We start from the raw sequence: 16,846 nt of genomic DNA, 5'->3' as shown, positions 1-16,846 counted from the left end.
CGTCGTCAGACCGCGCGGCGGACCATCAGTTCCTTGATCTTGCCGATGGCCTTCGTGGGGTTCAGCCCCTTGGGGCAGACGTCCACGCAGTTCATGATGGTGTGGCAGCGGAACAGGCGGTAGGGATCCTCGAGGTTGTCCAGGCGCTCGGCCGTGGCTTCGTCGCGGCTGTCGGCGATGAAGCGGTAGGCCTGCAGCAGGCCGGCAGGGCCGACGAACTTGTCGGGGTTCCACCAGAAGCTGGGGCAGCTCGTGGAGCAGCTCGCGCACAGGATGCACTCGTACAGGCCGTCCAGTTCCTCGCGCTCGACGGGCGACTGCAGGCGCTCCTTCTCGGGCGGCGGGTTGTCGTTGACGAGATAGGGCTTGATGGAGTGGTACTGCTTGAAGAACTGCGTCATGTCGACGATGAGGTCGCGCACGACGGGCAGGCCCGGCAGCGGCTTCAGCGTGATGACGCCCGGCAGCGTACGCATGTTCGTCAGGCAGGCCAGGCCGTTCTTGCCGTTGATGTTCATCGCGTCCGAACCGCAGACGCCTTCGCGGCAGCTGCGGCGGAAGGACAGCGACGGGTCGACCGCCTTCAGCTTGACCAGGGCGTCCAGCAGCATGCGCTCATGGCCATCCAGCTCGACCTCGAGGGTCTGCATGTAGGGCTTGGCGTCCTTGTCGGGGTCGTAGCGGTAGATCTGGAAGGTGCGCTTCATTTCTCTTGTCCTTGTCGACCCGGCTTAGAAGGTACGGACCTTGGGCGGAACGGATTCAACGGTCAGCGGCTGCAGGTTCACCGGCTTGTAGTCCAGGCGATTGCCTTCGGAGTACCACAGCGTGTGCTTCATCCAGTTCGCATCGTCGCGGTTCGGGTAGTCGTTGTGCGCATGGGCGCCACGGCTCTCGGGGCGGGCGGCGGCAGAGACCATCGTTGCCTGTGCGGCTTCGATCAGGTTCTCGACCTCCAGTGCCTCGACGCGTTCGGTGTTGAAGACCTTGGACTTGTCCTTCAGGCCGATGCCGCCGACACGCTTGGCGACCTCCAGGATCTTCTGCACGCCTTCGTCCATGCTGGCCTGCGTGCGGAACACGCCGGCATGCTTCTGCATGGTGGCGCGGATGTCGTTGGCGACGTTCTGCGCGTATTCGCCGCTGGTGGACGACTCCAGGCGCGCCAGGCGGGACAGGGTCTTGTCGGCCGCGTCCTTGGGCAGGTCCTTGTGGGACTTGGTCTTCAGGTTGAAGTCGACGATGTGATTGCCGGCCGCGCGGCCGAACACGACCAGGTCCAGCAGCGAGTTGGTGCCCAGGCGGTTGGCGCCGTGCACCGACACGCACGAGCACTCACCCACGGCGTAGAGGCCGTTGATGATGTCGTTGTGCTTGCCGTTCTTCGGGATGACGACCTGGCCGTGCACGTTCGTCGGAATGCCACCCATCTGGTAGTGGATGGTGGGCACCACGGGAATCGGCTCCTTCGTGATGTCGACGTTGGCGAAGTTGTGGCCGATCTCCAGCACCGAGGGCAGGCGCTTGGCGATGGTGTCCGCGCCCAGGTGGGTCATGTCCAGCAGCACGTAGTCCTTGTTGGGACCGCAGCCTCGACCTTCCTTGATCTCCTGGTCCATGGAGCGGGACACGAAGTCGCGCGGCGCCAGGTCCTTCAGCGTCGGGGCATAGCGCTCCATGAAGCGCTCGCCGTTGCTGTTGCGCAGGATCGCTCCCTCGCCGCGGCAGCCTTCGGTCAGCAGCACGCCCGCGCCGGCCACGCCGGTGGGGTGGAACTGCCAGAACTCCATGTCTTCCAGCGGAATACCAGCGCGCGCCGCCATGCCCAGGCCATCGCCGGTGTTGATGAAGGCGTTTGTGGAGGCCGCGAAGATGCGGCCGGCGCCGCCGGTGGCCAGCAGCACGGTCTTGGCCTGCAGGATGTGGACCTCTCCGGTCTCCATCTCCAGCGCCGTCACGCCGACGGCGTCGCCCTCGGCGTCGCGGATGATGTCCAGCGCCATCCACTCCACGAAGAAGTTGGTGCGGGCCTTGACGTTCTGCTGGTACAGCGTGTGCAGCAGCGCATGGCCGGTGCGGTCGGCCGCGGCGCAGGCGCGCTGCACCGGTTTCTCGCCGTAGTTGGCCGTGTGGCCGCCGAACGGGCGCTGGTAGATGGTGCCGTCGGCATTGCGGTCGAACGGCATGCCGAAATGTTCCAGCTCGTAGACAACCTTGGGCGCCTCGCGACACATGAACTCGATGGCGTCCTGGTCACCCAGCCAGTCCGAGCCCTTGATGGTGTCGTAGAAGTGGTAGTGCCAGTTGTCCTCGGACATGTTGCCCAGGGACGCGCCGATGCCACCCTGCGCGGCCACGGTGTGCGAGCGGGTCGGGAAGACCTTGGACAGCACGGCCACGTTGAGGCCGGCCAGCGACAGCTGCAGCGAGGCCCGCATGCCGGAGCCACCGGCCCCGACGATGACCACGTCGAACTTGCGGGTCGAAATCTTTGCCACCGTCATCACAGTCTCCACAGCACCTGGATTGCCCAACCGGCACAGCCGAGCAGCCACACGATAGAAATCACTTGCAGGGCCAGTCGGATGCCGACCGGCTTCACATAGTCCATCCAGATGTCGCGCACGCCCACCCACGCGTGGTAGGCCAGCGCGAGGATGGCGACGAAGGTCAGCACCTTCATCCATTGCGGCGCGAAGACGCCGTACCAGTGGTCGTAACCCAGTTCACCGGGCATCAGGAAGCGGACCAGCACCGCCACGGTGAACAAGGCCATCAGCACGGCGGTGACGCGCTGGGCAAGCCAGTCACGCAGGCCGTAATGCGCGCCGACGACGAGGCGCTTGGAGCCGAAAGTGCTCATTGTTGTTGTCCTTGCAGGTTGGCTCAGTACAGACCGAACAACTTGGCGCCCAGCAGCGCCGTGAGGGCGATGCTCAGCGCCAGCGTGAAGACCGCCGTGCTATGGCCCTGGGCCTTGCTGACGCTGTGCGTGGCGTCCATCCACAGGTGGCGCACGCCGGCAATGAAGTGGTGCAGATAGGCCCAGATCAGCCCCAGCACGACGAGCTTGACGAACCAGGCCGGCAGGCCCGCCGCGCCCGCGACGAAGACGTTGGTGAACCCGTCGTAGGAGATCTCCGAGCTCAGGCTGGCATCCAGCATCCAGACGACGAAGGGAAGCAGCACAAACATCACCACGCCGCTGACGCGGTGCAGGATGGAGACGATACCGGCGGGAGGCAGCCGGTAACCGACGATTTGCGTGATGTGAATATTTCGGTATACGGGTCTTGTCTTGGCGCTATCCGTCATGGTCGAGCCTGCGTGCGGGGTGAAACCAAACGATTCTAGGCCCAAGTGTTAACCCGGGCCGGCGCCATGCTGCACTGCGCCATCGTCAGCCTCAGTTCAAGTCATTGCGGTAATGGTCGGCAACGGTGTGGTACAGGCCGCGCCGCAGCTCGACCGGCCGGTCGCCATAGGTGCAGGCCAGGCGCTCCACGCTGAGCAGCGGCTCGCCCTCGGGCACCTGCAGCAGGCGAGCGGCCTCGGGCGTGGCGGAGACGGCGCGCAGCTTCTCCTGCGCCCTCACCATGTGGACGCCGAAGCGCGCCTCGAAAAGCGCATAGAGCGTGCCGGCATGGGCCGCGATCACCTCCGCCGTCAACCCCTCGAAATGCCGCTCCGGCAGCCAGAGCTCGTCGAGCACGACCGGCCGGCCGCGCCGGTGCAGCAGCCGACGCACCTCGATGACGGGCTCCGCCGTGCGCAGGCCCAGGGCGCGGGCAACCTCGGCCGTGGCGCGCATGCGCCGGCAGCCGAGCAGTTCGCGCGTGAAACCGCTGGCCTCGTCGTCGGCCACCAGGCGCAGGAAGCGGAACTGCTGGCCCGGCGCCGAATGGGTGGACACGAAGGTGCCGCTGCCCTGGCGGCGCTCGACGAGGTTCTCGGCCGCCAGTTCGTCCAGCGCCCGCCGGACGGTGCCGGCACTGGCGCCGAAGCGCTCCGCCAGCGCCGGCTCGCTGGGCAGGGCATCGCCCGGCCGCCACTCGCCGGCGGCCAGCGCCGCGACGATGAGCTGGCGGATTTGCTCGTACAGGGGCGCAGGCGTCTTGGGCATGGGTGCATTGCAGCACAGGGTATGCCCGTACACTCGCCGGGATTCGCCCAGCTTTTCAACTGCCCCTTCGGAGACTTCCATGAGCAAGAAACCCGTTCGCGTCGCCGTTACCGGCGCCGCCGGCCAGATCGGCTACGCCCTGCTGTTCCGCATCGCCTCAGGCGAAATGCTGGGCAAGGACCAGCCCGTCATCCTCCAGTTGTTGGAGATTCCCGACGAGAAGGCTCAGAACGCGCTGAAGGGCGTGATCATGGAACTCGAAGACTGCGCCTTCCCGCTGCTGGCCGGCATCGAGGCCCACAGCGATCCGATGACCGCCTTCAAGGACACGGACTACGCCCTGCTCGTCGGCGCCCGCCCGCGTGGCCCCGGCATGGAGCGCGCCGACCTGCTGGCCGCCAACGCCCAGATCTTCACGGTGCAGGGCAAGGCCTTGAACGCAGTCGCCTCGCGCAACGTCAAGGTGCTGGTGGTCGGCAACCCCGCCAACACCAATGCCTACATCGCGATGAAGTCGGCCCCTGACCTCCCGGCCAAGAACTTCACCGCCATGCTGCGCCTGGACCACAACCGTGCCGCCTCGCAGATCGCGGCCAAGACGGGCAAGGCCGTGGGCTCCATCGAGAAGCTCGCCGTGTGGGGCAACCACTCGCCGACGATGTACGCCGACTACCGCAACGCCACCATCGCCGGCCAGTCGGTCAAGGACCTGATCAACGACGAGCAATGGAACCGTGAAGTGTTCCTGCCCACCGTCGGCAAGCGCGGCGCGGCCATCATCGCCGCGCGCGGCCTGTCGTCGGCGGCTTCGGCTGCCAACGCCGCCATCGACCACATGCGCGACTGGGCCCTGGGCACCAACGGCAAGTGGGTCACGATGGGCATCCCGTCGGGCGGCGAGTACGGCATCCCCAAGGAAGTGATGTTCGGCTACCCCGTCACCTGCGAAGGCGGCGAGTACAAGATCGTCCAAGGCATCGAGATCGACGCGTTCTCGCAGGAATGCATCAACAAGACGCTGAAGGAACTGACGGACGAGCAGGACGGCGTCAAGCACCTGCTGTAAGCCCACCCCCTCGACAGCGGCATGAAAGACTGGAACCCCGATCTCTACCGCCGCTTCGAGGACGAGCGCACCCGCCCTGCCCGCGACCTGCTGGCGCGGGTGCCGCTCACATCACCATGCCGGGTCGTCGACCTCGGCTGCGGCCCTGGCAACTCGACCGAGCTGCTGTTGGAGCGCTTCCCAGACGCCGAAGTCATCGGCATCGACAACTCCGCCGCCATGCTGGACAGCGCCCGCGAACGCCTGCCTGGCTGCCGTTTCGAGCTGGCGGACATCGGCGCCTGGGCGCCCGATGACGGCGTCGACCTGATCTACGCCAACGCGTCGCTGCAATGGGTGGGTGACCACGAGGCGCTGCTGCCGCGTCTGCTGGGCCTGCTGGCGCCCGGCGGTGTGCTGGCCGTGCAGATGCCGGACAACCGCGACGAGCCCACACACCGCGCGATGCGCGAACTGGCCGCGCAAGCCCCCTATGCCGCACTGATCGGCGACGCAAGCCGGCTGCGCACCGAGTTGCTGGGCCTGGACGGCTACTACGACCTGCTCGCGCCGCTGGGCAGCGTGGACCTCTGGCGCACGGCCTACCAGCATCCCATGGACTCGCCGGCGCGTATCGTCGAATGGGTGCGCGGCACCGGCCTAAAGCCCTTCATCGACCCGCTGCCCGAGGCCGAGCGCGCGCGATTCCTGGTCGCCTACGAACAGCGCATCGCCCAGGCCTACCCACCACGCGCGGATGGCCGGCTGCTGCTGGCCTTCCCTCGCCTCTTCTTCATCGCCCGCCGCGCCGCCGCCAAGCCATGACTGCATCGCCCGCCGTCCACCCTCGCGACGCCTTGTTCGAGGAAAGCACGACCGCCCCGCGCCTGCTGCCCGTCGTCGACCACTACTGCGGTGTCGAGGCCCGCATGCGCAAGAGCCTCGCGCTGCAGGCCGAGCTGGGCCCCGTCTTCGACATCACGCTGGACGCCGAGGATGGCGCCCCGGTCGGTGGCGAGGCCGAGCACGCACTGCTGATTGCCGAGCTGGCGACGAGCCGCGCCAACCGCTTCGGGCGCGTCGGCGCCCGCGTCCACCCCTGGGGCCACCCGGCATTCGAAGCCGACGTCGACACACTGATCGCCAAGGCCGGCGCCCGCCTGGCCTATCTGATGATCCCCAAGCCCGAGGGCGGCGACGACGTGGACCGCGCCGTCACCGCCATCGACGCTGCCTGCGCGCGCCATGGCCAGCCCAGGCTGCCGCTGCAGGTGCTGATCGAGACGCACGGCGCGCTGCGCGAGGTCTTCCGCATCGCCGCCCATCCCCGCATCGAATCGCTGTCCTTCGGCCTGATGGACTTCGTGTCGGCCCACGGCGGAGCCATCCCCAAGGCGGCGATGGAGCTGCCCGGCCAGTTCGAGCATCCACTGGTCGTGCGCGCCAAGCTGGAGATCGCCGCGGCGGCCCACGCCTCTGGCAAGACGCCTTCGCACTGCGTCGTCACGGAGTTCCGCGACACAGCCGCACTGGCCGCCGCGGCCACGCGCGCCGCGCGCGAGTTCGGCTACACCCGCATGTGGAGCATCCACCCCGACCAGATCCGCCCCATCGTCGACGCCTTCGCGCCCGCCGCCGACGAGATCGCCGAGGCCGCTGACCTGCTGCTCGCCGCGCAGGCCGCCCACTGGGCACCGATCTCGTTCCGCGACCGACTGCACGACCGAGCCAGCTACCGCTACTTCTGGACCGTGCTGGAACGCGCCGAGCGCACCGGCCGCCCACTCCCGGCCGCGGCCCGCCAAACCTTCTTCCCCGCCTCCATCGGGTAAAGCACGGGCCTGGGCAGGAGATGGCGCGCCGGACAATCCTCACACCTGCTCACGCCTGGCCGGCCCGGTCTCGGCCATGATGCGCCGCCCCATTTCACTCCGCTCCTTCCGCCCCACCCCGATGCCGTCCCCCTCCCTCCGCGGCTGCGCCGCCGCCCTCATCCTCTGCGCCACCCTCCCCGCCCTGGCCCAGACCCCGCCGGCCAAGGCCGCCACCAAGCCTGTCGCCAAGGCTGCACCCAAGGCTGCCGCTAAGAAGACGCCCGCGCCGCCGCCCGAGCCGGCGCTGGCCGAGGCCGACGCCCCCCAGCTCGCCGCTGCCGAACGCGCCTACATCGGCGACTACGCCTGCGAGTTCAAGGAGCACGTCCACATCGACAAGCATCCCAAGGTGGCCGGCTACATCAACGTCGCCTGGAAGAAACAGGTCATCACGATGAAGCCGGTGCTGTCGTCCACCGGCGCCCTGCGCCTGGAAGACGTGACCGGCCGCACGCTGATGATCCAGATCGCCAACAAGTCCATGTTGCTGGACACCAAGATCGGCCAGCGCCTGCTGGACGACTGCGTCCACCCCGAGCAGGAGAAGCTGGTCGCCGCCGCCAAGGCCGCCAAGATCGCCGACCCCGAGGCCGAAGCGGCCGAGCAGGCGCGCAGCGGCCTGGGCATCACGCCCACGGCCGGCAAGTGAGCCGCCTCGATTGAAGCCCCCGGCCCAGGTATGTAGAATGCGTACATACTTTCTGATGCATACCTGAGCCACCGGCCTACCGGCGGCCAGCCGCTGGAGGCCCCATGGAAGCCATCGTTGCCGAACGCGGGCAGATCACGCTGCCCAAAGCCGTCAGAGACGCCCTCGGCCTGACCAAGGGCACCACGCTCAAGGTCGAGCTGGACGGCGGCCGCATCATCCTGCGCAAGAACGTCGACGACGCGATCTCGCGTCTGCGCGGCCGCTTCAAGCTCGACGGCTTCGCCAACACCGACGAGGCCATGCGCGCGATCCGCGGCCACGCGCCCGGCGACCCCTACCTGCCGCCCGAACCGGACGAGGGAGACCCCGCGCCTTGATCGCCGCCGACTCCTCCGTGCTGATCGACCTGATCGCCGGCGACGATGAGGCCTGCGCCAGCGCTGCCGAAGCCGTGCGCCAGGCGCTGCACATCGGTCCCGTCGTGCTGTGCGAGGTGGCGCTCGCCGAGGTGTGTACCGCCTTCAAGGGCGGCACCGACGTGCTGCAGTTCCTCGAGGAGCTGGGCATACGCTTCGACGCGATGGAGGCCAAGTCGGCGCTGCGCGCCGGCGAGATGCAGCGCCGCTACCGCCAGCGCGGCGGCAACCGCAGCCGCACCGTGGCCGACTTCCTGATCGGCTCCCACGCCATGATGCAGTGCGACGCCCTCATCACGCGCGACGCCGGCTTCTACCGAGACTATTTCAAAGGACTGAGGGTGGTTGTACCGCCCTCGGCCTGACCCACTGCTTCAACGGAGAAACACATGCTTCAAGCCTATCGCCAACATGTCGCCGACCGCGCCGCCCTCGGCATCCCGCCCCTTGCGCTCGACGCGAAGCAGGTCGCCGAACTGATCGAACTGATCAAGAACCCGCCGGCCGGCGAAGATGCGTTCCTGCTGGACCTCCTGACCCATCGCGTGCCCCCGGGCGTGGACGACGCCGCCAAGGTCAAGGCTTCGTTCCTGGCCGCCGTCGCCCATGGCGATGTCAAGGTCGGCCTGATCTCCAAGGCCCTGGCCACGGAGCTGCTGGGCACCATGGTGGGCGGCTACAACGTGCATCCGCTGATCGAGCTGCTGGACGACGCGGATGTCGCGGCTCAAGCCGCAGCGGGCCTGAAGAAGACCCTGCTGATGTTCGACTACTTCAACGACGTCGCCGCCAAGGCAAAGGCCGGCAATGCCAAGGCCAAGGAAGTGATGCAGTCGTGGGCCGACGCCGAGTGGTTCACCTCGCGCCCCGAGGTCGAGAAGAAAATCACCGTCACCGTCTTCAAGGTGCCCGGCGAGACCAACACCGACGACCTGTCGCCCGCCCCCGATGCCTGGAGCCGCCCGGACATCCCGCTGCACTACCTGGCCATGCTGAAGAACACCCGTTCCGACGCGGCCTTCAAGCCCGAGGAAGACGGCAAGCGTGGCCCGATGCAGTTCATCGAGGACCTGAAGAAGAAGGGCCACGTCGTGGCCTACGTCGGCGACGTCGTCGGTACGGGCTCTTCGCGCAAGTCGGCCACCAACTCTGTCATCTGGGCCACGGGCCAGGACATCCCCTTCGTGCCGAACAAGCGCTTCGGCGGCGTCACGCTGGGCGGCAAGATCGCCCCCATCTTCTTCAACACGCAGGAAGACTCCGGCTCGCTGCCTATCGAGGTCGACGTGTCCAAGCTGGAGATGGGCGACGTCATCGACGTGCTGCCCTATGACGGCAAGCTGGTGAAGAACGGCGAGACCGTCGCCGAGTTCAAGCTCAAGAGCGATGTGCTGTTCGACGAAGTGCGCGCCGGCGGCCGCATCAACCTCATCATCGGCCGCTCGCTGACCGCCAAGGCGCGCGAGTTCCTGGGCCTGCCCGCCTCGACGCAGTTCCGCCTGCCGCAGGCACCCGCCGAAACCAAGGCCGGCTTCACGCTGGCCCAGAAGATGGTGGGCCGCGCCGTCGGTCTGCCGGAAGGCCAGGGCGTTCGTCCCGGCACCTACTGCGAACCCAAGATGACGACGGTCGGCTCGCAAGACACGACCGGCCCGATGACCCGCGACGAGCTGAAGGACCTGGCCTGCCTGGGCTTCTCGGCCGACCTCGTCATGCAGTCCTTCTGCCACACGGCCGCCTACCCCAAGCCCGTGGACGTGAAGACCCATCGCGAGCTGCCCGCCTTCATCAGCAACCGTGGCGGCGTGGCCCTGCGCCCGGGTGACGGCGTCATCCACAGCTGGCTGAACCGCCTGCTGCTGCCCGACACGGTCGGCACCGGCGGCGACTCGCACACCCGCTTCCCCATCGGCATCAGCTTCCCGGCCGGCTCCGGCCTCGTGGCCTTCGGCGCCGCCACTGGTGTCATGCCGCTGGACATGCCTGAGTCGGTGCTCGTGCGCTTCAAGGGCGAGATGCAGCCGGGCGTGACGCTGCGCGACCTCGTGCACGCCATCCCGCTGTACGCCATCAAGGCCGGTCTGCTGACCGTCGCCAAGGCCGGCAAGAAGAACGTCTTCTCGGGCCGCATCCTCGAGATCGAAGGCCTGCCTGACCTGAAGGTCGAGCAAGCGTTCGAACTGTCCGACGCCTCCGCCGAACGCTCGGCCGCCGGCTGCACGATCAAGCTGAATCCGGCACCGATCAAGGAGTACCTCACCTCCAACATCGTGCTGATGAAGAACATGATCGCCGACGGCTATGCCGACGCGAAGACGCTGCAGCGCCGCATCGAGAAGGTCGAGGCCTGGCTGGCCAAGCCCGACCTGCTGGAAGCCGACAAGGACGCCGAGTACGCCGCCGTCATCGAGATCGACCTGGCCGACATCAAGGAGCCCATCCTCTGCTGCCCCAACGACCCGGACGACGCCAAGACGCTGTCCGACGTTGCCGGCACCAAGATCGACGAGGCCTTCATCGGCTCCTGCATGACCAACATCGGCCACTTCCGTGCGGCGGCCAAGCTGCTGGGCGGCCAGCGCGACATCCCGGTCAAGTTGTGGGTGGCCCCGCCGACCAAGATGGACCAGAGCGAGCTGATCAAGGAAGGCCATTACGCCGCCTTCGGCACGGCCGGCGCGCGCACCGAGATGCCGGGCTGCAGCCTGTGCATGGGTAACCAGGCCCAGGTGCGCGAGGGCGCGACCGTCGTGTCCACGTCGACCCGCAACTTCCCCAACCGCCTGGGCAAGAACACCAACGTGTTCCTGGCATCGGCCGAACTGGCCGCCATCGCGTCCAAGCTGGGCCACATCCCGTCGGTGCAGGAGTACCACGAGGCAATGGGCATCATCAACAAGGACACGGCCAGCGTCTACAAGTACCTGAACTTCGACCAGATCGAGGAGTACGCGGAGACCGCCAAGACCGTGGCCGCCTGACGCTGCCAGGCCAGCACCTCAAAGCCCCCGCCGGCCAGCAGCCGGCGGGGGCTTCTTGGTTTCTGGGGCTCGGTCGGCCGGTGTGTACACCCATCGGGTCAGCGCGGCTTCTCGGTTAAATTACACGCGGCACCCAGGGACGGGGTTTGTAGGGGGAGCGCAGTGGGACGACCGACGCACGGGCTGCCCCCTGGGCGACGAAGCCAATGCAGCCGATGTGCCAGCCCCGCCTGGCGCAACGGCTGCATCGAAGTCGCCCGCATGACCCGAGTCGCGGCGGCTCCGCGGCCGGCGTGACACCAAGCGCAGCGACTGGCGCGACGGTCGAGCCGCGGCGAGCACTTCCAGGCGGCCCGGCTTCGGGCTTGGCGGGCGGCTGAGAGGGCGATCTGGCCGGCACCGCGCGAAGCGCCCACTGCAGCCGGCCTGTTCGTCACGCGGGCCCGTTCACGCGCAGCGGGAAGGATGCAGGCCCGCAGTTCTCAGCCACGGGAGGGCCGCATCGGACGAAGCTGAACGCTTTCCTCAGGCGCTCGCGGGCCTTCGCCGGACAGCGCGACGACGATGCACTGGGCCAGGTCGGTTGCAAGCCGCACCGCGGATTTGATCACTAAGTCGGCACGCCCCACTGCGACGTAACGATCAGCCGCTCGAAGCACTGCCGCGAGCTGTCCCGCAGCCTCGGCAACCTCCGCTTGCGCCCGACCCATCGCCACGATGAGCCTCAGCACCTGAACCAGCCGGTCGGCCTCTGCGAGCTGTTGCAAGAGCCGGCGCTGCCATGGCCTGGACGGCGGAAGCGCGGTGAAGATCGCCTGCACCAGCTCGGCCAGATCGGCAACCAGCCTGCTTGCTGCATCCGAGTCCTGCTGCCTGGCCCTCGTCGATTCGCCCGCAGGGTGACAGAAGGGTCTAACTTTGGTGATGCCCACTGAGCCGGATGAGCCGCACAGCGGCGCAACAACCGGCTGTTACCCGCCCGCCGCGCGCGTTTCCCAGAATCGCTGCTCCACCATTCAAGGAGACATCGATGGGCAAGAAACTGCTGCTGCTGGCCGGCGACTACGTGGAGGACTACGAGATCATGGTGCCCTTCCAGGCGCTGCTGGCCGTGGGTCATCGAGTCGATGCCGTCTGCCCGGGCAAGAAGGCGGGCGACTTCGTCTTCACCGCCATCCACGACTTCGAGGGCGCCCAGACCTACTCCGAGAAGCCCGGCCATCGCTTCGTGCTCAACGCCAGCTTCGATGCCGTGCGGGCCGCCGACTACGACGGCCTGGTGATCCCCGGCGGCCGCGCGCCCGAATACCTGCGTACGGTGCCCGGCGTGCTGCCGCTGGTGCAGCATTTCGCGCAGGCCGGCAAGCCCATCGCGGCCATCTGCCATGGCGCCCAGTTGCTGGCGGCAGCAGGCGTCATCCGCGGCAAGAAGGTCTCGGCCTACCCGGCCTGCGCGGCCGAGGTGGAACTGGCCGGCGCCAGCTACGCCAGCATCCCGGTGGACCAGGCCGTCACCGACGGCCAGTTGGTCACGGCGCCCGCCTGGCCGGCCCACCCAGCCTGGATCGCGCAGTTCCTGGCCGTGCTGGGCACGCGCATCAGCCACTGAGCCACGAGGACAATGCCGCCAGGAGGTGTCCCATGTGCCAGGTCTTCATCAGCGCCAGCCCAGAGTCCTACGAGTCGCGCACGCGCTCGGTGCGCCTGCATGGCGTGGTCACCAGCATCCGGCTGGAGAACCTGCACTGGGAGGTGCTGGACGAGATCGCCGCGCGCGACGGCATGAGCGTCACGCAGCTGATCGAGAAGCTGTACGACGAGCTGGTGCAGGCGCGCGGCGCGGTGGGCAACTTCGCGTCCTTCCTGCGCGTGTCCGCGCTGCGCTACATGGCGCTGCTTGCGCGCCAGCGCATCCCGGCAGACCTGAACGTGCCCATACGCTCGCTGGACCCCGCCGCCGTGCTGGCGGACCTGCCGCCCGGCTGGGTACGCACGCCGGGCCGCGTGGAACTGCCACGCGCCGACGCCTGAAAACATTCAGGGGCCTCACGGCCCCTGCTTGCTGGTCACACGGAGCGCCCCGGGGGCGCTTCGCTCACACCACGCCCTGGGCCAGCATGGCGTCGGCCACCTTCACGAAGCCGGCCACGTTGGCGCCGTCGATGTAGCTGACGCTGCCATCGGCACGGGCGCCGTGCTTCAGGCAGGCGGCGTGGATGCCCTGCATGATCAGCAGCAGCCGCGCGTCCACCTCTTCGCGCGTCCACGACAGCCGCATCGCGTTCTGGCTCATCTCCAGGCCTGATGTGGCCACGCCGCCGGCATTGCTGGCCTTGCCGGGCGCGTAGAGCACGCCCGCCGCCTCGAAGGCCTTGGCGGCCTCGATGGTCGAGGGCATGTTGGCGCCCTCGGCCACGCACAGCACGCCGTTCCTGATCAGCGTTGCCGCATCCTGGGCGTCCAGCTCGTTCTGCGTGGCGCAGGGCAGCGCCACGTCCACCGGCACATGCCAGGGGCGCATACCGGCCTCGAAATGCGCATCGGCGCGACGCGCGTAGTCGCCCACGCGGCCGTAGTGGTGGTTCTTCACGTCCATCAGGATGGCCAGCTTCTCCGGCGTGAAGCCGGCCTCGTCGATGACCGTGCCGCTGGAGTCGGACACGGTGACCACCTTGGCGCCCAGCTGCATCGCCTTCTCGACTGCGTACTGCGCCACGTTGCCCGAGCCGGACACCGATACGCGCAGCCCCTCGAACGAACGGCCGCGGGTCTTGAGCATCTCCTGCGCAAAGTACACCGTGCCGTAGCCCGTCGCCTCGGGACGGATGAGCGAGCCGCCGAAGCTCAGGCCCTTGCCGGTGAACACGCTGGCGGCGCTGTTGGTCAGCTTCTTGACCATGCCGGCCATGAAGCCCACCTCGCGGCCGCCCACGCCGATGTCGCCGGCCGGCACGTCCGTGTCGGGGCCGACATGCCGGAACAGCTCGGTCGCGAAGGCCTGGCAGAAGCGCATGACCTCGGTCGGGCTCTTGCCCTTGGGGTCGAAGTCCGAGCCGCCCTTGCCGCCGCCCATGGGCAGCGTGGTCAGTGCGTTCTTGAAGGTCTGCTCGAAGGCCAGGAACTTCAGCACCGACAGATTCACCGACGGATGGAAGCGCAGACCACCCTTGTAGGGGCCGATGGCCATGCTGTGCTGGATGCGGTAGCCGCGATTGACGTGCACGTTGCCATGGTCATCGAACCAGGAAACTCGGAACATCACTATGCGCTCCGGCTCCACCAGGCGGTCCAGCAGGCCCTGCTCCGCATAGCGCGGATGCGCCTCGATGAAGGGCCACAGGCTTTCCATGACCTCGGTCACCGCCTGCATGTACTCGGGCTGGCCGGGATTGCGCTGGGCGACATGCTCGAGGAATTGACCTAGGGACGCGTATTTCATGGAAAGCAGCTCTCGGGACAGGAGTGGCTGGACGCCGCCACAACAGCCCGCCATGTTAAAAACACATGACCCCATGCACCATCTTGGGTGACCAACCCCGGTTTCGCACCAGAAATAGGCGTCGCCGGGAAACGATGTCGAAAACCATTCATCTCTGAACTTTGTTCATTCAAGCCTGAACTTTTCCGGGTGGATAGGCTCCCTGCGGCACGCACCGAAACTTGCACACGAGAATGCGTGAGCCCGCTACCATGGGGCATGAACGTCACCTTCTCCCTTGACGACGAACTCGTGGGTGCTGCGAAGTCCGTGGCTGCCCGCCACGGCACGTCGGTGACCGCCCTGGTTCGATCAGCGCTCGAGCATCAAGTGGCTGTTGAAGCGGACTTGTCCGCGAGTGGGGCGTCGGGGGTTATGCAGGCGCTGATTGACTACTCGCTCGGTCGCATCCCCCGCGCGATGGCGATGCAGGCTCTGGGGCTGGATGACTACGGCGCGCTGCTTTCGATGCTCAACGCCGCTCACCTCCCACATCCCCTTGTGCCGCTGAGTACTCGCCAGAAGATGGCAGCCCAGATGGTGGCAGTGTTGAAGGCGACCGAGCCAGGCACGTAATGAGCTCCCGCATCAGGATCGTCCTGCCGGACACGGGACCGCTGATCTCGCTGGCCCATGGTCAAGCGCTCGAGCTGCTGCTGGCCTTCAAGGCCGATGTTCGGATCGTGCTGACTGATGTGGTCGAGTACGAGGCGACCCACCGCGCGGCCGACCTGCCGGACGCGAATGCAATCCGTCAGTTTCTCCATGAGCAAGCGCATCGGATTGAGGTGCTCCCAACGACGATTGGCTCGCTTGCCCTCGCGGACTTGAGACGCCTAGAACAGGCCGGACTGCCGGCAGCCCTGTCAAAGGACATTGGCGAGCTATCGATCACCAATTTCGTGATGTCGCTGCGCACCGTCAACCCGGGTGATCCGACCCTCGTTCTTGTCGAAGACGATTGGTTTGCGACGAATGCCTATGCTGTGCCCGGCAACGTCCATCTGCTGTCGACTTCGGCCTGGTTGGATGGCCTTGAGCAGCAAGGCTTGATTCGGAGTGCAGCCGAGGTGCGTACCCAGATCCAGGCCAATCGTCCGCACTTTCGGGCTGACTTCAAGCTCGACCAAGCTGCGGAGAAGAATCCCAAAGGCTCCGATTGGCGAGGCGCGCTGCGAAGCGACGCGCTCGCCACGGTGTGGGACGCTGCCCCCGGAAAAGGCCAATGCATCGGACCCGTCGTCGCCATGTCGGACACTGAAATCATCCAATCCGTTGGCCGAGGAAAGCATGTGGTCTGGCCCCGATCGGTGTTGCGTGTCGACACCTTGGCGGTGGGCGAAACGGTTACTGTCGACGAGAGCGGCGCGGTTACCTGATGCGGTTCGTGGGGGAGAGCCCGTTCAGCCACTCGGCGCTCGACATGAAGACCTACGCCATGGCGGTCCTGAAGACGGGCTATCGCGACAGCACCAAGCGAAACATGCCCGGCAGCTGGTTTGACAAGCTGCCCCATACCCACGTGGCGCTCGACGATGCCATCGCGCAGGGCGCACTGTTCTGCAACATGCTGAAGGCGAACCACGGCGCGTGACGGCGGGATTGGTTCTCCCCGGACACCCCTGCGCTGTTGGCGCAACCAGCCGGTGTCTGGCGCCAAGGCCAGCGTCAAACGCTCCAGAGAAGGCTTGACACGGTCGCTTGCCCCCTCCGCATGCGGTTCCGCAGCACCGTCTATTGCGGCGCGAGAACTGGCTGCCTGCCCTTGCTGATTGCGACCGGCGACGTGTAGTTGCCTTGCGCAGCAGAAGGCGACCGCCTGATGACCGGCTCTGCGCAAAAAAGCGGCCCGAGTTTCCTCAGGGCCGCTCGCACAGGGGATGGATCCGGCTCAGGCCTTGATGTCCAGCAGCGCGCCGGTGGTGTTGATCTGCGTCTGCAGCACCTTCAGGTTCGCGACGAAGGCGTAGGCCGCCGACTGCTGCTCGACAACCTCGTTGGCCGGGTTGATCTCGCGCTCGGGCACCTGGTCGACGTTCGTCGGCTCGGGGCTGAGGCGGGCCTGATTGCTGGTCGCCAGGTTCGCGATGTTGGCCGCCGACGCGCGCAGGCGCTCGTTCGCGGACGAAATGCCGGACAGGGCGGTGGAGAAGGCGACGGTCATGGGTGTTCCGCTTGAGGCGCTTCGACTGCTACATCGACCACGCCGCAGCGAACTTTAGAACATTTGGCAAAAAACCCCTCATTTCCGCGGACCGCGCCGCCGCAAAGCGTGAA

At 67.1% G+C, this 16,846-nt stretch carries 19 protein-coding genes and 1 pseudogene; 12 read left to right on the top strand and 8 right to left on the bottom strand.

All coding sequences use genetic code 11. The features are described 5' to 3' along the window. Positions 1 to 5 precede the first annotated feature (5 nt). From JOY88_RS12295 to JOY88_RS12275, 5 genes are all read right to left on the bottom strand, one after another. Positions 6 to 707 carry a succinate dehydrogenase iron-sulfur subunit gene (locus JOY88_RS12295; RefSeq protein ID WP_132569703.1) on the bottom strand — a complete coding sequence of 234 codons (702 nt, stop codon included), beginning with the start codon at positions 705 to 707 and terminating at the stop codon, positions 6 to 8. A 24-nt stretch (positions 708 to 731) separates the two neighbouring features. Next, entirely contained in the window at positions 732 to 2,504 is a 1,773-nt protein-coding gene (gene sdhA / locus JOY88_RS12290; protein WP_293502781.1) for a succinate dehydrogenase flavoprotein subunit, read from the bottom strand. Beyond that, positions 2,504 to 2,863 (bottom strand): succinate dehydrogenase, hydrophobic membrane anchor protein, encoded by a 360-nt coding sequence (gene sdhD, locus JOY88_RS12285; RefSeq protein WP_293502779.1) that lies wholly within the window; start codon positions 2,861 to 2,863, stop codon positions 2,504 to 2,506. Before sdhD ends, sdhA begins: the two co-directional genes overlap by 1 nt. 23 nt (positions 2,864 to 2,886) lie before the next feature. Continuing rightward, positions 2,887 to 3,315, bottom strand: a complete 429-nt coding sequence (sdhC, locus tag JOY88_RS12280; RefSeq protein WP_293502777.1) for a succinate dehydrogenase, cytochrome b556 subunit — start codon at positions 3,313 to 3,315, stop codon at positions 2,887 to 2,889. Between the two features lie 91 nt (positions 3,316 to 3,406). Beyond that, a complete protein-coding gene (locus tag JOY88_RS12275) occupies positions 3,407 to 4,123 on the bottom strand; it encodes a GntR family transcriptional regulator (protein ID WP_293502775.1) in 717 nt (238 codons plus the stop codon). 79 nt (positions 4,124 to 4,202) lie between these two features. On the opposite strand from JOY88_RS12275, the gene JOY88_RS12270 reads away from it, so the two are divergent. From JOY88_RS12270 to acnB, 7 genes are all read left to right on the top strand, one after another. Further along, positions 4,203 to 5,189 carry a malate dehydrogenase gene (locus JOY88_RS12270; protein WP_293502773.1) on the top strand — a complete coding sequence of 329 codons (987 nt, stop codon included), beginning with the start codon at positions 4,203 to 4,205 and terminating at the stop codon, positions 5,187 to 5,189. A gap of 21 nt (positions 5,190 to 5,210) precedes the next feature. Beyond that, positions 5,211 to 5,993: a trans-aconitate 2-methyltransferase gene (gene tam, locus JOY88_RS12265; protein ID WP_293502771.1), complete on the top strand. Its 783-nt coding sequence runs from the start codon at positions 5,211 to 5,213 to the stop codon at positions 5,991 to 5,993. After that, on the top strand, positions 5,990 to 7,000 hold the full coding sequence (locus JOY88_RS12260; RefSeq protein ID WP_293502769.1) for an HpcH/HpaI aldolase/citrate lyase family protein: 1,011 nt from the start codon (positions 5,990 to 5,992) through the stop codon (positions 6,998 to 7,000). The genes tam and JOY88_RS12260 overlap by 4 nt, the downstream gene beginning before the upstream one ends. A gap of 121 nt (positions 7,001 to 7,121) precedes the next feature. After that, a complete protein-coding gene (locus JOY88_RS12255) occupies positions 7,122 to 7,691 on the top strand; it encodes a hypothetical protein (protein ID WP_293502767.1) in 570 nt (189 codons plus the stop codon). Positions 7,692 to 7,795: 104 nt separating this feature from the next. After that, positions 7,796 to 8,071 (top strand): AbrB/MazE/SpoVT family DNA-binding domain-containing protein, encoded by a 276-nt coding sequence (locus tag JOY88_RS12250; RefSeq protein WP_293502766.1) that lies wholly within the window; start codon positions 7,796 to 7,798, stop codon positions 8,069 to 8,071. Further along, on the top strand, positions 8,068 to 8,475 hold the full coding sequence (locus tag JOY88_RS12245; protein ID WP_293502764.1) for a type II toxin-antitoxin system VapC family toxin: 408 nt from the start codon (positions 8,068 to 8,070) through the stop codon (positions 8,473 to 8,475). Before JOY88_RS12250 ends, JOY88_RS12245 begins: the two co-directional genes overlap by 4 nt. Positions 8,476 to 8,499: 24 nt before the next feature. Then, complete coding sequence (gene acnB / locus JOY88_RS12240) at positions 8,500 to 11,091, top strand: bifunctional aconitate hydratase 2/2-methylisocitrate dehydratase (RefSeq protein ID WP_293502762.1); 2,592 nt, start codon at positions 8,500 to 8,502, stop codon at positions 11,089 to 11,091. A 482-nt stretch (positions 11,092 to 11,573) separates the two neighbouring features. On the opposite strand, the gene JOY88_RS12235 is transcribed toward acnB, so the two are convergent. Then, on the bottom strand, positions 11,574 to 12,023 hold the full coding sequence (locus JOY88_RS12235; RefSeq protein WP_293502760.1) for a hypothetical protein: 450 nt from the start codon (positions 12,021 to 12,023) through the stop codon (positions 11,574 to 11,576). Between the two features lie 98 nt (positions 12,024 to 12,121). Between JOY88_RS12235 and JOY88_RS12230 the strand changes: the two genes are divergently transcribed. Further along, positions 12,122 to 12,700 (top strand): DJ-1/PfpI family protein, encoded by a 579-nt coding sequence (locus JOY88_RS12230; protein WP_293502758.1) that lies wholly within the window; start codon positions 12,122 to 12,124, stop codon positions 12,698 to 12,700. 32 nt (positions 12,701 to 12,732) lie between these two features. Next, a complete protein-coding gene (locus tag JOY88_RS12225) occupies positions 12,733 to 13,122 on the top strand; it encodes a ribbon-helix-helix domain-containing protein (protein ID WP_293502756.1) in 390 nt (129 codons plus the stop codon). Positions 13,123 to 13,186: 64 nt separating this feature from the next. Here the strand turns inward: JOY88_RS12225 and gdhA are convergent, their stop codons facing one another. Beyond that, the gene (gdhA, locus tag JOY88_RS12220; protein ID WP_293502754.1) at positions 13,187 to 14,530 is read right to left on the bottom strand and encodes an NADP-specific glutamate dehydrogenase; all 1,344 of its coding nucleotides are present in this window, start codon (positions 14,528 to 14,530) and stop codon (positions 13,187 to 13,189) included. Between the two features lie 258 nt (positions 14,531 to 14,788). Here gdhA and JOY88_RS12215 point away from each other — a divergent pair, with 258 nt between their 5' ends. The 3 genes and pseudogenes from JOY88_RS12215 to JOY88_RS12205 all read left to right on the top strand — a co-directional run. Next, a complete protein-coding gene (locus JOY88_RS12215) occupies positions 14,789 to 15,145 on the top strand; it encodes a hypothetical protein (RefSeq protein WP_293502752.1) in 357 nt (118 codons plus the stop codon). Further along, a complete protein-coding gene (locus JOY88_RS12210) occupies positions 15,145 to 15,948 on the top strand; it encodes a hypothetical protein (protein WP_293502750.1) in 804 nt (267 codons plus the stop codon). The genes JOY88_RS12215 and JOY88_RS12210 overlap by 1 nt, the downstream gene beginning before the upstream one ends. Continuing rightward, positions 15,942 to 16,163, top strand: a pseudogene (locus tag JOY88_RS12205) (exonuclease); the annotation flags it as partial. The gene JOY88_RS12210 and the pseudogene JOY88_RS12205, both read left to right, overlap by 7 nt. A gap of 297 nt (positions 16,164 to 16,460) precedes the next feature. On the opposite strand, the gene JOY88_RS12200 reads toward JOY88_RS12205, so the two are convergent. After that, positions 16,461 to 16,733: a flagellar basal body rod protein gene (locus JOY88_RS12200; RefSeq protein ID WP_293502748.1), complete on the bottom strand. Its 273-nt coding sequence runs from the start codon at positions 16,731 to 16,733 to the stop codon at positions 16,461 to 16,463. Positions 16,734 to 16,846 lie beyond the last annotated feature (113 nt).

Origin of the sequence: Roseateles sp., assembly GCF_019237615.1 — a bacterium.
Lineage (GTDB): Bacteria > Pseudomonadota > Gammaproteobacteria > Burkholderiales > Burkholderiaceae_C > Pelomonas.
This window is presented reverse-complemented; position numbering and strand designations above follow the sequence as displayed.